Below are 13,417 nucleotides of genomic sequence, written 5' to 3' on the forward strand. Positions count from 1 at the left end.
GTTATATTGTCAAGCGCGAGCGCTTGACAATATAACCTGACGAGATTGTCAAGTCTGCCAAGCCCCTGCCCCCTGGGTCACCCAAGCAGTCGCCGCTCGAGAGCGGCCTCGGCAAGGGCCAGGTCCTCGGGCAGCGTGACCTTGATGTTGTCGCGCGAGGACTCGACCACGCGCACCTTGCCGCCCATGCGCTCCACCAGGGAGGCGTCGTCGGTCCCCAGGTACTCGTCGCGCGCGGCGGCCTTGTGCGCGGCGAGAAGGACCCGGCGCCGAAAGACCTGCGGGGTCTGGGCGGCCCAATAGAAGCTGCGGTCGGGCGTCGCCACGATGGTCGTACCCTCGACGAGCTTGAGGGTGTCGACGGAGCGCGTCGCGAGGATGGCGCCGGCAAGCGCCGGATCCTGGCGGACCGCCGCGATCGCGGCCTCGATCATCTCGGCCTCCACCAGCGGCCGCGCGGCGTCATGGACGGCGACGAACTCCAGGTCGCGGGGGACCGCCCCCAGCCCGGAGAGCACCGAATCCTGACGGGTCGCCCCGGACGGGGCGAGCGCCACCGGCTTTTTGAGGGAGAGCCGCGCGAGCACGTCCTTCTCGACCTGCGCCGCCCGGTCCGGGGCGCAGACCACCACGAGCCGCGCCACCGACGGCGCCTGCTCGAACGCGGCGATCGACCAGCACATGAGGGGCAGGCCGGCGAGCTCGACGAACTGCTTTCCGCGCGGGTCGCCAAAGCGCTCGCCCGAGCCTCCCGCGACGATGACGGCGCAGGTGTCGGCGGGGGGCTCGGCGGAGCCGACGCGGCAGGCGCACGCCTCGGGGCAGGGGGCGCCGGCGCCCATCACTCGCCCTTCCCCCACATGCGGTGCAGGCTGTTGGCGAGCACGTCGGGATTCTTGACGCCGATCTTGCCGAGGCGTGAGGGGTCGTCGTCCACGGCCTCGAGGACCTCCTGCAGCGAGCCGTACTCGTCGACGATCTTGTCGGCCATGCCCTCGCGCACGACGGGCACGCGCGAGAGCGTGCGCAGGCCGAGCGGGGTCATGATGCTGTCCTCGCCGCAGTCGTCGCCAAAGCCGAGGATGCGCGCCACGGTCTTGGCGGAGCGCAGCTGCGTGTTGACGGTGTCATGCAGGCGGCGGCGCACGGTGCGCGCGGTCTCCTCGGAGGAGTCCGCGGCGTAGTCGCGAATCATGAGGGTGTAGGCCTCGTCGACGCCGGCGAGGTACTCGTCGCGCTGCATCTGGGCGATCTTGCCCTCGCGGCCGAGCTGGACGATGCAGTCGTCGAGTTCGCTGCCGGCGGTGAGCAGCGCCTCGAAGAGGTAGAAGAGGTCGGTGAGGTCACCGAGCGTGACCATGTTGTCGAGCTCGAGGCTCGTGAGGTGCAGCAGGTTGCGATCGAGCTGGGAGCGGGTGTTCTGCATGGCGACGGTCAGCTGGTTGACCGTCGTGAGCAAATCGCTCACCGGCTTGATCTGGAAGCCCTTGCCGTCCACGTAGACGTTGATGATCGAGCGACGGGAGGAGACCGAGACGACCATCGCCCGGGTGAGCAGGCTCATGCGGGCCGCCGTGCGGTGGCGCGTGCCCGTCTCGGACGTGGGCAACGACGGGTCTGGGTTGAGGTGGTAGTTGGCGCGCAAGATCTTGGTGAAGTCGCGGTCGATGACCACGGCGCCGTCCATCTTGCAGAGCTCGAAGAGGCGGTTGGCCGTGAACGAGACGTCGAGCTTGAAGCCGTCGTCCCCGGCGGCCAGCACGTTCTCCGTGTCGCCGACGCAGATGAGGGCGCCGAGGTGGCCCGCGAGGATCATGTCGAGCGCCAAGCGCAGCGGGGTCCCGGGCGCGGTGTTCTTGATCGCGTCCTGGAGGCGCTGCTCGCGGTCGGCGGCACCGGTGTCAAGCTGGGTGGCATCCATGGGCGGCCCTTCGTGCGCTGCCGGCACGCATGCGGGCCGGCTCCCTTATTGAGTCTGAGTATATCGCGCGGCGCGAAGCGGGGCAGGTCGGCATGTGACAATTAGGGCAGGTTGAATTGTCACATGCCGCCCCGCCCCGTTTTGACGGCTAGGTGCTCAGTGCCAGGACGTTGTTTACGCCCCGGAAGCGAGCAGCCCGCCGGCTCCGGGCGCGCCCGAGGAGGGCTCGGGCAGCGGCGCCGGTTCCGGGCCCATGAGGTGCTCGCGGCGGCGCGGCGCGGGGATCTCGCCGACGGCGTGCTCAAAGACGAGCTGGCCGTCCTTCTCGTCCACGCGAATGATCTCGCCGCGATGCCACAGACCCTGCAGCAGCTCCTCGGAGAGCGGGTCCTCGATGAGCGTCTGGATGGCGCGGCGCAGCGGGCGTGCGCCGTAGACCGGGTCGGCGCCCTCCTTGGCCACGAGGTCGCGCGCGGCGTCGGTGAGCTCGATGGACATGCCCTGCGCGATGAGGCGCTCGCGGAGGTCGGCGACCATGAGCTCGACGATGCCCCGCAGCTGCTCGGGCGTGAGCGACTTGAAGACCACGACCTCGTCCACGCGGTTGAGGAACTCCGGGCGGAAGTGCTTCTTGAGCTCGGACATGACGCGGCTCGTGATCTCCTTGTCGGAGAGGCCCGACGCCCCCTGGGCCGAGAAGCCCATCGTGGTGGTCTGCGCGATGTCGCGCGCGCCGATGTTGGACGTCATGATGATGACGGTGTTGGAGAAGTCCACGTGACGGCCCTGGCCGTCGGTGAGCCGGCCCTCCTCCAGGATCTGGAGAAGCACGTTGAAGACGTCGGGGTGAGCTTTCTCGACCTCGTCGAAGAGCACGACCGAGTAGGGACGCCGGCGCACCGCCTTGGTGAGCTCGCCGCCCTCGTCGTAGCCAACGTAGCCGGGAGGGGCGCCCACGAGCTTGGAGACGGTGTGCTTCTCCATGAACTCGGACATGTCAAAGCTGATGAGCGCCTCCTCGGAGCCAAAGAGAAACTCCGCGAGCGCCTTGGCGAGCTCGGTCTTGCCCACGCCCGAGGGGCCCAGGAAGATGAACGAGCCGCCCGGTCGGCGCGGGTCCTTGAGCGGGGAGCGGCTGCGGCGGATGGCCTTGGCGACCTTGGTCACGGCCTCGTCCTGGCCCACGACGCGCTGGTGCAGCACGTCCTCGCAGCGCAGGAGCTTGGAGGCCTCCGCCTCGGTGAGGCTCGAGACGGGCACGCCGGTCATGGAGGAGACCACGTCGGCGATGTCGTCCTCGTCGACGGTCACCACGTTGGCGGCGAGCCGCTCGCGCCAGGCGGCCTCGAGCTCGTCGCGCTGGGACACGAGGGCCTTCTCCTCGTCGCGCAGGCGCGCGGCGTCCTCGAACTCCTGGGCCGCCGCGGCGGCGGACTTCTCCTCGCGCACGCGTGCCAGGTCGGCGTCGACCTGGGCGATCTCGGGCGGCAGCGCCATCTTGTGGACGCGCGTGCGAGCGCCGGCCTCGTCGAGCACGTCGATGGCCTTGTCCGGCAGGAAGCGGTCCTGGACGTAGCGGCTCGAGAGCGTCACCGCGGCCTGGACGGCGTCGTCGGTGTAGCTCACGTGGTGGTGCTTCTCGTAGCGGTCCTTGAGGCCCTCGATGATCTTGACGGTGTCCTCGGGGCTGGGCTCGCCGATGCTGACCGGCTGGAAGCGGCGCTCGAACGCCGAGTCCTTCTCGACGTGCTTGCGGAACTCCTCGGCCGTGGTGGCGCCGATGACCTGGATCTCGCCGCGCGAGAGGGGCGGCTTCAAGATCGATGCGGCATCAATGGAGCCTTCGGCCGAGCCGGCGCCGATGACGGTGTGGATCTCGTCGATGAATAGGATGTCGTTCTCGGACTCCTCGAGCTCGCGCACGACCTTCTTCATGCGCTCCTCGAACTCGCCGCGATACTTGGAGCCGGCGACGAGACTCGCGAGGTCGAGCGTCCAGATCTGCTTGCCGCGCAGGATGTCGGGCACGTTGCCCGAGGCGATGAGCTGCGCGAGCCCCTCGACGATCGCGGTCTTGCCCACGCCCGGGTCGCCGAGGATGAGCGGGTTGTTCTTCTGGCGGCGCGCGAGGACCTGCATGACGCGCTCGATCTCGCGGTCGCGGCCGATCACCGGGTCGAGCTTGTCGTCCGTGGCCAGCTTGGTGAGGTTGCGGCCGTACTGCTCGAGCACGGAGCCCTCCTCGCCGGGCTGCTGCTGCGGTCCGCCAAAGCCCGCCATGCGGACGTCGGCGGCCGCCGGCTGGCGGGGGGCCTCGCTTTGCTTGGAGGAGAGCTCGGCCACGGCGTTGCGGACGGCGTCGCCCGAGACGCCCATCTGGCGCAGGGCGTCCATCGCGCGGCCGTTGCCCTCGGAGACGATGCCGAGCAGCAGGTGCTCGGTGGCGATGTAGTTCTGGCCGTGCGTCATGGTCTCGCGGTAGGCACCCTCCAGCACGCGCTTGGCGCGCGGCGTGAAGGGGATGTGGCCGCCGGGGACGGGCTCGTTGTCGCTGGCAGTGAGGCCGCGGACCGTGGCGAGCGTCTCGTCGTAGGTGATGTCGAGCTTGGCGAGGGCCTGGGCGGCGACGCCCTCGCCCTCCTTGATGAGGGCGAGCAGCAGGTGCTCGGTGCCCACGTACATTTGCCCGAGGCTTCTGGCTTCGTCCTGCGCGAGGCTCATGACCTTGCGCGCCTTGTCGGTGAACTTCTCAAACATTGAGGTTGTCCTCTCGCGATAGTTTCACAGCTATAGTTTGTACCCACACGCCCGTCCGCGCAAACGGGGCGTCACTTCTCTGTGACGCACGTGACGATGAGCGCACTTCTCGCCGGAGCCCGGGAGCCCGCCCGCACTTCTCGCCGGAGCCCGGGAGCCCGCCCGAACGCCCGCCCGCACTTCTCGGCATCGGTCGAGAAGAACAACGCACTTGGAGACTTCGCGCATTGAGTGCGGGCTCCAACGCACTGGATGCGAGCACTCGACGACAAATACCGAGAAGGACCGCGCACTCGAGGTCGCCCCGCCCAAAATCCGCCCGCACTTCTCGCCCGCACTCATAAGTGCGCGCATAGAGTGCGGCCCAGCGCGCACTTCTCGCACAAGGCCTCCTCCGGGGACGAGCGCCAGCATCTCGCCCAATCCTCCGAACAGGCAAAACATCGCGACCCGTGGATTTCCCGTGCAGAGCCGCGCCCATCCCGCGCGAATGGAGCCCTCTTGTTCCGGTGCCGTGTCCTGCGCGGCCCCTCTCACCCGCGGCCATCCGAAAGCTGCGCGAAAGCTCCCACCAAGCTAAGACGCAGCTCTCCGTACGCTCGCCTTGCTAGGCTTTTCCGCCAAGAAGCCAACCCCCTTAAGGAGGGCCACTCGAAAGGAGGCTCGCGTGGACGTCTTTCTCGCCGGAACCGACTCGCTCAAGCTGACGCGCATCGCTCGCAAGGACCCGGACCTCGCCCTCGTGCCCGCCGGCAACGCCCACCGCCGTTCCCGCCAATCCCCCATTGACATCGCCGCCCTCAGGCTCGCTCTACCGGAGGACCTGTGCTCGTTCTCTCCCGCCGAGCCTCTCTCGCTCACGTTCTTCTCGCGCGAAAGCCGCTCGTCTGCCGCGTGCCTCTCGTCCCGCGCCCTTCTCACCCGCCTTCCCGAGGACTCGTTTCTAGAGGTCATTCAGGCCAACGGGGATCCTTGGCCCTATGCGGGGAGCGGCGAGCTCCACCTGTTCGTCGAGTCCCCCGGACTGAGCCTGGTGCGCATGGAGCAGCAGGTCCAGAGGCTCGTCAAACGTGACGCCCTCACGCCAAACGCCGCCTTCATCAAGCTGCTCACGTTTCCCATGGAGGCGTGCGGGCTATACGCCCGCGACCCAAGCGACCCCGCGCACGGTCCCTGCGCCTTCGAGCTCGAGCCGGTTCAATCACCCGAGAAAATCGTCGGGCTTCTGGGCAACCTCGAGGGAATCCGGGGGCTGAGACAGGCGCGTCGCGCAGCCGCGCTCGTGCAGAGCGGCGCAGGATCGCCAGAGGAGACGCTGCTCTCGCTCGCGTTCAAGCTGCCCGAGCACCTCGGCGGCATCGAGGCTCCCGCCTTTCTTGAGAACGAGCCCATCGACTGGCCGCAGGATGTGCGCCATCTCATCGAGCACAAGCAGATGCGGCCGGACTTTAACTGGCCCGGACACCTGACTGCCGGGGAGTACAACGGCAAGGACCACATAAGCGAGGCGGCCTTCGAGGAGGACCAGCGACGGATTCGAGACTATCAAAGGTGCGGCATCTCCGTCTTCCCCGCGAGCTACAAGAACGTGCGCACCGTCCACGCCCTGAGCGGCTACCTCGCGAGCATTGCGCACTCGCTCGCCAAGACCGAGGGGCCGGAGTTCGAGGCACGGGTTCGACGCACGCTCGAAGACGCAGGGGCGACGCACGCGAGGAAGGTCCTTCTCAGCCAGACGCTTCCCGCCATACCTAGCGAGAAGCCCAGCTGGTAGTGAGGGCGCCCGGCACCCCTTGGCCCGGCGCCCTTAGCGTGGCGCCCCCCTGGCCCGGCACCCCTTGGCGTGGCGCCCCCCATCGAGAAAAGCCCGCACTTCTTGCGCGCACTTACGAGTGCGGGCTAGAAGTGCGGGCGATTTCCGCATGGGGCGCGCCCGAGTGCGGGGCTCTTCTCGACGCCTGCCGTCGAGTGCGCGCATCCAGTGCGCCGGGGCCCGCACTCGATGCGCGGGGCGTCGGGTGCGGGGTCCTTCTCGGCAGATACCGAGAAGTGCGGGCGGGCTCGCAGCGGGCGGCGTCGGGTGCGCGGCGCCTCCCGGGGGATGCCGAGAAGTGCGGGCGGGCTCGCGGGCGCGGGCGCTGCCGGGGAGGCGCTACTTGCCAAACGTGTCGCGGTCCGGCGCGATGGCCTGCATCGCGGCGATCGTGCGGGCGAAGAGCTCGTCGAGCTCCATGCCGCAGAGCTCGGCGCCCTGGCGGATGACGTCGCGGTTGCAGCCCGCGGCGAATCGCTTGTCCTTGAACTTCTTCTTGAGCGACTTCACCTCGAAGTCCATGACGGACTTGCTCGGGCGCATGATCACCGCCGCGCCGATGAGGCCCGTGAGCTCGTCAACGGCAAACAGGACCTTCTCCATGGGCAGCTCCGGCGCCGGCAGGTCGGGGTTGTTCATCGAGTTGTGCGACTGGATCGCGCGCACCAGCGCCTCGGAGCCGCCCGCCGCGCGGATCAGCTCGCCGGCGTAGGTGGTGTGGCCCACGGGGTCGTCCGCGTGCTCCTCCCAGTCGAGGTCGTGCAGGATGCCCACGACCTCCCAGAAGTCGGCGTTGTCGGGGTCCTCCTGGAGCGCAAACTGTCGCATCACGCCGCCCACGGTCGCGCCGTGCTCGAGGTGGAACTCCTCCTTGTTGTGCGCGGCGAGCAGGGCGAGCGCCTCGTCGCGGGAGATCCCGGCGACAAGCGCCGCGGGGCCCTCGACCGCGGCCGCGACCTTCTCGCTGTCGGCGGCGATGGCGTCGACGGAGGCGGCCGTGTTGTCGGTCACGACGCCGGCGACCTGCGCCTCGATGTCCGCCTTGGTGATGGTCTCGGGCTTCATGGCCGGGAAGAGCAGCACGTCGCGGATGGCGGGCTGGTCGCAGAAGAGCATGACCATTCGGTCGATGCCGTAGCCGATGCCACCCGCCGGCGGCATGCCGTACTCGAGCGCGCGCACGTAGTCGTAGTCGTAGCCCATGGCCTCGTCGTCGCCCAGGCCCTTGGCCGCGACCTGCTCGGCGAAGCGTCCCGCCTGGTCGACGGGGTCGTTGAGCTCGGAGAAGGCGTTGGCGTACTCGTGGCCGGCGATGACCAGCTCAAAGCGGTCGGTGAGGCGCGGGTCCTCGGGCTTGCGCTTGGAGAGCGGGGAGACCTCCTCGGGGTAGTCGCAGACGAAGGTGGGGTTGACGATGGTCTTCTCGCCCAGCTCGTCGTAGAGCTCGAAGAGCAGCTTGCCGGGGCCCCAGCTCGGCTGGACCTCGATGCCGTTCTTCTCGCAGAGCTCGCGCAGGTGCTCGATGGGGGTGTCCATCGTAAGCTGCTCGCCCACGCACTCGGAGGCGATCTCGGAGAGCGGGCGGCTCGCCCAGGTGCCGGACATGTCGATCGTCTGACCCTGGTAGGTGATGACCTCGTGGCCCTCCTCGCAGCCGCAGACCTCGCGCGCGATCATCTTGAAGAGGCCCTCGGAGAGGCGTTTCATGCCCTCGAGGTCGGCGTAGGCGCAGTAGGCCTCCATCGAGGTGAACTCGGGGTTGTGCGTGAGGTCCATGCCCTCGTTGCGGAAGTTGCGGCCGATCTCGAAGACGCGCTCGAGGCCGCCCACGATGAGGCGCTTGAGCGGAAGCTCGGTGGCGATGCGCAGGTAGAAGTCACGGTCGAGCGCGTTGAAGTGCGTGACGAACGGCTTGGCGTTGGCGCCGCCGAGGATGGCGTGCATCATCGGCGTCTCGACCTCCATATAGCCGTCGGCCTCCATGAAGCGACGGATGAGGGAGACGATCTGGCTGCGCTTGCGGAAGACGTCGCGGACCTCGGGGTTCATGATGAGGTCGACGTAGCGCTGGCGGTAGCGGACCTCGCGGTCGGTGAGGCCGTGGAACTTCTCGGGCAGCGGCCGCAGGGACTTGGAGAGCATCGTGAGGCGCGCGGGCGAGACGGAGAGCTGCCCGCGGCGGGTGCGCAGGATGGTGCCCGTGGCCCCCAGGATGTCGCCGAGGTCGAGGTTGGAGAGAAGCGCCCAGCCCTCGTCGCCGAGCACGTCGTGGCGGCAGAAGAGCTGAATGGAGCCGCTCACGTCCTCGAGCACGATGAAGGCGGCCTTGCCCTGCTTGCGCAGCGCCCTGATGCGGCCGGCGACGCTTGCCACGTCCTCGGTGTCCGCGCCGTCCTCGAGGCCGGCGTACTTCTCCTCAAGCTCGGCGGCGTGGGCCGTCACCTCGGACGCGATGGGGTACGGGTTCACGCCCGCGTCGATGAGCGCCTGGCGGCGCGCGCGGCGCATCGAGCGCTCGTCAGTGGTTGCTGCGGTGCCGGCGGGGGCGCCGACGGTGGTCTCCTGGGCCATGGTCTCTCCTCATGTCTCACAGACTGCGCCCCGCACCTGCGATGCCGCAGACACGGGGCGCCACGTTTCACTTTTGCGGGGTCAGGGCACGCTAGCGGCTGATCGCCGTGATGGTGTAGCTCCTGCTCCTGCCGGACGGCGCCATGACCTCGATCTTGTCGCCCTCCCTGCGGCCCACGAGGGCGGCGCCCACGGGGGACTCGTTCGAGATCTTGTGCTCGAGCGAGTTGGTCTCGGTGGTGCCGACGATCGTGAAGCTCGTTTTGGCGCCCTTCTCGTCCTCGAGCTCGACCGTGGTGCCGATGGAGACGGTCAGCTCGCCGCTGCCGGCCTCGACGACCGTGGCGATCGAGAGGATCTGGCGGATCTCGTTGATGCGGGAGGCGTTGCGGGCCTCCTCCTCCTTGGCGGCGTCGTACTCGGAGTTCTCCGAGAGGTCGCCAAAGCCGCGGGCCTCCTTGATGCGCTCGACGATCTCGTCGTGCTTCTCGCCCTCGCGATAGGCGAGCTCGTCCACCAGGCGCTGACGGCCCTCGGGGGTGAGCTCGATCTTCTTGGTGTTGTCCATGCTCTGCTCCCTATCTGGCGCGTGAGGTTAGTCGAGCTTGGTGCCGCACTTGGAGCAGAAGCCCGCGTCGGCGGAGTTCTTGGTGCCGCACTTGGAGCAGAACTTGGTCTCGGGGGCGTCGGCGTCATCCTCGTCCTCGATGACCTCGACGGGCTCGTCGTGAGACTCGACGGGGCTCTCGGACTTGTCCTCGGAGCCCTCCTCCATGCCCTCGCGGACGTTCTTCACGGTCTTGCCGAGGGCGGAGCCGATCTTGGGCAGGTTCTTGGGCCCAAAGATGACGAGGATGACGATGAGGATGATGAGCAGCTCAGGGATACCCAGGCCAAGAATCATGATGAAGTGTCCTTCCGGTGCGATGTGTCTCGTGGGCGCACAGGCCCAATACAGCATCAGCTAGTATAGCCGACGTTGCACCCTACTCACAATCTCTAAACGCGAGAATTGCCGCGGCACGCGGGCTCGCGAGAGGCCCCGGGGAGGTCCCGTGAAAGAGTTCTTCATCGGCCTGGCGATCTTGACCGTTGTCTGCACGGCCATCCTGGCCGCGCTGCCATGGCTGCTGCGCCGGCGCGGCGTGGAGATGCGCCGGACCAAGTTTGGCCTCACGCTGGTCTTTGACTCCGCCGACGCCGACGGCACGCCCGTGCGCCTGCTCAACGTCAACGGAACCTTCCAGTCCGTGAGCTACGTGCCCGATGGCCTGCGCTTTGAGCTTGCCTGCGTCTACCACCGCGTCATGGCGTCCGTGATCGAGGGGCTGGACCGGCCCGTGCGCGTGATGGTCATGGGAGGGGGCGGCTACTCGCTGCCCAAGTACCTGGCGGCCTTTGTGCCCGCCGCACGCACCGACGTGGTGGAGGTGGACCCCGCGATCACGCGCCTCGCGCGCGAGCGCTTCTTCCTCGACGAATGCCTCGAGAAGACGGGGGCCGAGAAGGACGGGCGGCTCCGGCTGGTGACGGGCGATGCCTGGGCGTTTTTGCGCGCGGCGACCGAGCCCTACGACGTGATCGTCAACGACGCCTTCTCCGGCAAGCGCCCGCTCGGGCCGCTGGAGACCTCGGAGGGGGCGCGCGTGCTGCGCTCGCGGCTCGCCGAGGGCGGCGTCTACCTAGCAAACGTGCGCTGTTCCTGCGAGGGACCCGGTGCCAGGCCGCTGCGCGAGGTGGAGGACGCCTTCGGGCGCGAGTTCGCACACGTGGCCGTGGTCCCCGAGTGGGCGGACGAGCCGCGCAAGCCCGGCAACAACGTGGTCGTGGCGACGGACGCGGAGCTCGCGCTGCCCGAGGGCGCCGTCGTCGTGCAGTAGGGGCCGGGCCGTCTCGGGGCGGGCCGGCGCTCAGCCCAGGCGCGCGCCCAGCGCCAGCAGCGAGAAGAGCCGCTCGGCCGCGAGGGCATAGAGCTCCTCCGCGCGGGAGAGCGCCTCCTCGAGCGGCATCGCGTCGATGGCCGTGGGCACCCACGCCGCGACGCCGGGCACCGATGCCGCCGCGTCCGCGCTCATGCCGCCCACCACCGCCACGCAGGGCACGCCCGCAGCCTCGCAGGCTGCCGCCACGCCAGCCACGACCTTGCCGCGCGCGGTCTGCGCGTCGGCGTGCCCCTCCCCCGTGACGCAGAGGTCCGCCCCCGCCAGCACCTCCGAGAAGCGCGTGAGCTCGAGGACGCGCGCCATGCCGCTGCCCGCCTGCGCACCGAGAAACGCCATCGCGCCCGCACCCAGGCCGCCCGCCGCGCCGGCGCCCGGCACGTCGAAGTCGCGCCCGAAGGTCCGCTCGAGCACGCGGGCGTAGTTTGCCATGCCGGCGTCGAGCTCGGCGACCATCGCGGGCGTGGCTCCCTTTTGCGGGGCATAGACTGCACTCGCGCCGTCCGGGCCCAGAAGCGGGTTGTCCACGTCGCACATGAGGTGGAAGTTCGTTCGGGCGACGCGAGGGTCGAGGCCGGAGAGGTCGATCGAAGCGATGCGCGCCAGGTCGGCGCCGCAGCCCGCGAGCTCACGGCCGGAGACGTCCAGGAGGCGCGCGCCGAGAGCTCGCATGCAGCCGGCGCCACCGTCGTTGGTCGCGCTGCCGCCGATGGCGAGCGTCACGTCGAGCGCGCCGGCGTCGAGCGCGGCGCGGATGAGCTCGCCGGTGCCGTAGGTGCTCGTGAGCAGCGGGTTCTTCTCGCCCGGAGCGAGCAGGGGGAGGCCCGAGGCGGCTGCCATCTCGATGATGGCGCGTCCGTCGGGCAGCATGCCGTAGGCGGCCTCGACCGGACGGCCCAAGGGATCGGCCACGCAAACGCGCCGCAGGTCTCCGCCGCAGGCCGCGACGAGCGCCTCGACCGTGCCGTCGCCGCCGTCCGCCATGGGCACCGCCACGCAGGCGCAGCCGGGAACGTGTCGGCGCGCCGCCGCCTCGAGCAGGCGCGCCGCGTCCGCAGAGGTCAGCGTCCCCTTGAACGAGTCGGACGCAAAGACGAACCTGGGCGAACCCGCCATGGGCCCCTCCTGATGAATGATGAAAAGTGACAGTCCTTTTTCATCAAGACTATACTTCACCGGGAAAACGACGAAGGAGACCTCTTGATCAAGCTCTTTGCGAGTGACCTCGACGGCACGCTCTTCAACGCCCTGCACCAGACCGACGGCGCCATCCTTCGCCGGCTGCGACGCGTGACCGGCGCCGGACGACACGTGGCCCTGGCGACGGGCCGCTGGTCGAGCACGGGCGCCGAGCTGGGCTTTGACGACCTGCCCCTCGAGGTGGTGAGCGGCAACGGCGCTTTTGTCTACGACGCCCGCGGCCAGCTGCTGCGCAGCGTGGAGATCTCCCCGGCGACACTCGAGGAGCTGCTCGACGCCTTTCCCACCTGCTGCTTCACCTGCGTGGCGCCGGACGGGACGTTTGTGCGCGGCTCGCGCGAGAGCCAGCTGGCGGGGTATCTCCCCTCGCCCGGCCTGCTCGGGAGGTTCGTGGCCTGGCGCTTTCGTCGGCGCGGCCCCGCCGAGGACATGGTCTTCGACCAGACAGACGAGGACGTCCTGTCGCACACGATCTGCAAGGTCAACTGCCGCGTGCTCGACCCCGGGCTCAAGGCGGAGCTCGCGGCCTTTGTGGCCGAGCACGAGGACACGCTCGTGAACGCCTCGTTTGACGGGGACCTCTTCGAGCTCACAGAGGCGAGCGTCAACAAGGGCGAGGCGGTGGCCTGGCTGGCCGGGCATCTTGGCATCGCGGAGGACGAGGTCGCGGTCTACGGCGACGGAGGCAACGACATCGCGATGCTCGAGCGCTTCGAGCACGCCTATGCCACGCACAACGGCAGCGAGGACGCCAAGCGCGCCGCGGGCCACGTGATCGGCAGCTGCGCGCTGCACGCGGTGCCGCGCCACATGCTGGCGACGACGCGCCGGGAGGGGACGCTCTAGGGACGATCCCGCGGGGATGCCGAACTAAAACTCGACGAGGTCGCGCACCCTGACGCCAAGCGCGTCGGCGATGCGGCACAGGACGTCGATTCCTATGCTGACCCTGCCCGTCTCCACCTCCCAGAGGTAGGACTGGTTCGTCGACGCCATGAGGGAGAGCTCTCGTTGTGAGAGCCCCGCCACCTCTCGCGCCTCCCGAATCCGCCGCCCGAGCAAGTCTCTTCGTCCTCTCGTATCCATCGGAAGCCCTCGCACGCATCGTCATCCATCGTCCTCTTGACCTTGCTGAACTCGTAGAGCACCACGCCGGGAGAGGTGAAGTCGCGGCACGCACAGACGATCTTGCCGTCGCGGTACCCCAGGCGGGTC

Annotated in this window: 11 protein-coding genes; 3 read left to right on the plus strand and 8 right to left on the minus strand. The window is 68.9% G+C overall.

Annotation, left to right across the window (positions count from 1 at the left end; genetic code table 11):
* Positions 1 to 77: 77 nt before the first annotated feature.
* The 3 genes from ispD to NW198_RS06540 all read right to left on the minus strand — a co-directional run bounded on the left by ispD (position 78) and on the right by NW198_RS06540 (position 4,678).
* Positions 78 to 842: a 2-C-methyl-D-erythritol 4-phosphate cytidylyltransferase gene (gene ispD, locus NW198_RS06530; protein WP_087314573.1), complete on the minus strand. Its 765-nt coding sequence runs from the start codon at positions 840 to 842 to the stop codon at positions 78 to 80.
* The gene (gene disA, locus NW198_RS06535; RefSeq protein ID WP_087314575.1) at positions 842 to 1,921 is read right to left on the minus strand and encodes a DNA integrity scanning diadenylate cyclase DisA; all 1,080 of its coding nucleotides are present in this window, start codon (positions 1,919 to 1,921) and stop codon (positions 842 to 844) included. Before disA ends, ispD begins: the two co-directional genes overlap by 1 nt.
* Before the next feature lie 174 nt (positions 1,922 to 2,095).
* Entirely contained in the window at positions 2,096 to 4,678 is a 2,583-nt protein-coding gene (locus NW198_RS06540; protein ID WP_258340469.1) for an ATP-dependent Clp protease ATP-binding subunit, read from the minus strand.
* Between the two features lie 667 nt (positions 4,679 to 5,345).
* Between NW198_RS06540 and NW198_RS06545 the strand changes: the two genes are divergently transcribed.
* Positions 5,346 to 6,452: a hypothetical protein gene (locus tag NW198_RS06545; RefSeq protein ID WP_258340470.1), complete on the plus strand. Its 1,107-nt coding sequence runs from the start codon at positions 5,346 to 5,348 to the stop codon at positions 6,450 to 6,452.
* 378 nt (positions 6,453 to 6,830) lie between these two features.
* Here the strand turns inward: NW198_RS06545 and lysS are convergent, their stop codons facing one another.
* From lysS to tatA, 3 genes are all read right to left on the minus strand, one after another.
* Positions 6,831 to 9,062, minus strand: a complete 2,232-nt coding sequence (gene lysS, locus NW198_RS06550; RefSeq protein WP_258340471.1) for a lysine--tRNA ligase — start codon at positions 9,060 to 9,062, stop codon at positions 6,831 to 6,833.
* A gap of 91 nt (positions 9,063 to 9,153) precedes the next feature.
* Positions 9,154 to 9,630 (minus strand): transcription elongation factor GreA, encoded by a 477-nt coding sequence (greA, locus tag NW198_RS06555; protein WP_258340472.1) that lies wholly within the window; start codon positions 9,628 to 9,630, stop codon positions 9,154 to 9,156.
* Positions 9,631 to 9,657: 27 nt separating this feature from the next.
* The gene (tatA, locus tag NW198_RS06560; protein ID WP_204204620.1) at positions 9,658 to 9,966 is read right to left on the minus strand and encodes a twin-arginine translocase TatA/TatE family subunit; all 309 of its coding nucleotides are present in this window, start codon (positions 9,964 to 9,966) and stop codon (positions 9,658 to 9,660) included.
* A gap of 151 nt (positions 9,967 to 10,117) precedes the next feature.
* Between tatA and NW198_RS06565 the strand changes: the two genes are divergently transcribed.
* Entirely contained in the window at positions 10,118 to 10,942 is an 825-nt protein-coding gene (locus NW198_RS06565) for a spermidine synthase (protein ID WP_258340473.1), read from the plus strand.
* Positions 10,943 to 10,972: 30 nt separating this feature from the next.
* On the opposite strand, the gene NW198_RS06570 is transcribed toward NW198_RS06565, so the two are convergent.
* Positions 10,973 to 12,118, minus strand: a complete 1,146-nt coding sequence (locus NW198_RS06570) for a glycerate kinase (RefSeq protein ID WP_258340474.1) — start codon at positions 12,116 to 12,118, stop codon at positions 10,973 to 10,975.
* Between the two features lie 84 nt (positions 12,119 to 12,202).
* Here NW198_RS06570 and NW198_RS06575 point away from each other — a divergent pair, with 84 nt between their 5' ends.
* On the plus strand, positions 12,203 to 13,048 hold the full coding sequence (locus NW198_RS06575) for an HAD family hydrolase (RefSeq protein WP_258340475.1): 846 nt from the start codon (positions 12,203 to 12,205) through the stop codon (positions 13,046 to 13,048).
* 24 nt (positions 13,049 to 13,072) lie between these two features.
* Here NW198_RS06575 and NW198_RS06580 read toward each other — a convergent pair whose 3' ends face one another.
* Complete coding sequence (locus NW198_RS06580) at positions 13,073 to 13,288, minus strand: helix-turn-helix domain-containing protein (RefSeq protein ID WP_258340476.1); 216 nt, start codon at positions 13,286 to 13,288, stop codon at positions 13,073 to 13,075.
* Positions 13,289 to 13,417 lie beyond the last annotated feature (129 nt).

It is taken from the genome of Thermophilibacter sp. ET337, from assembly GCF_024733715.1.
GTDB lineage: Bacteria > Actinomycetota > Coriobacteriia > Coriobacteriales > Atopobiaceae > Thermophilibacter.

Bases quoted from the DNA above. Each gene is read 5' to 3' on its own strand.
- NW198_RS06580 (WP_258340476.1), bottom strand. From the start codon at position 13,288: ATGGATACGAGAGGACGAAGAGACTTGCTCGGGCGGCGGATTCGGGAG.
- greA (WP_258340472.1), bottom strand. From the start codon at position 9,630: ATGGACAACACCAAGAAGATCGAGCTCACCCCCGAGGGCCGTCAGCGC.
- disA (WP_087314575.1), bottom strand. From the start codon at position 1,921: ATGGATGCCACCCAGCTTGACACCGGTGCCGCCGACCGCGAGCAGCGC.
- ispD (WP_087314573.1), bottom strand. From the start codon at position 842: ATGGGCGCCGGCGCCCCCTGCCCCGAGGCGTGCGCCTGCCGCGTCGGC.
- NW198_RS06570 (WP_258340474.1), bottom strand. From the start codon at position 12,118: ATGGCGGGTTCGCCCAGGTTCGTCTTTGCGTCCGACTCGTTCAAGGGG.
- lysS (WP_258340471.1), bottom strand. From the start codon at position 9,062: ATGGCCCAGGAGACCACCGTCGGCGCCCCCGCCGGCACCGCAGCAACC.
- NW198_RS06540 (WP_258340469.1), bottom strand. From the start codon at position 4,678: ATGTTTGAGAAGTTCACCGACAAGGCGCGCAAGGTCATGAGCCTCGCG.
- tatA (WP_204204620.1), bottom strand. From the start codon at position 9,966: ATGATTCTTGGCCTGGGTATCCCTGAGCTGCTCATCATCCTCATCGTC.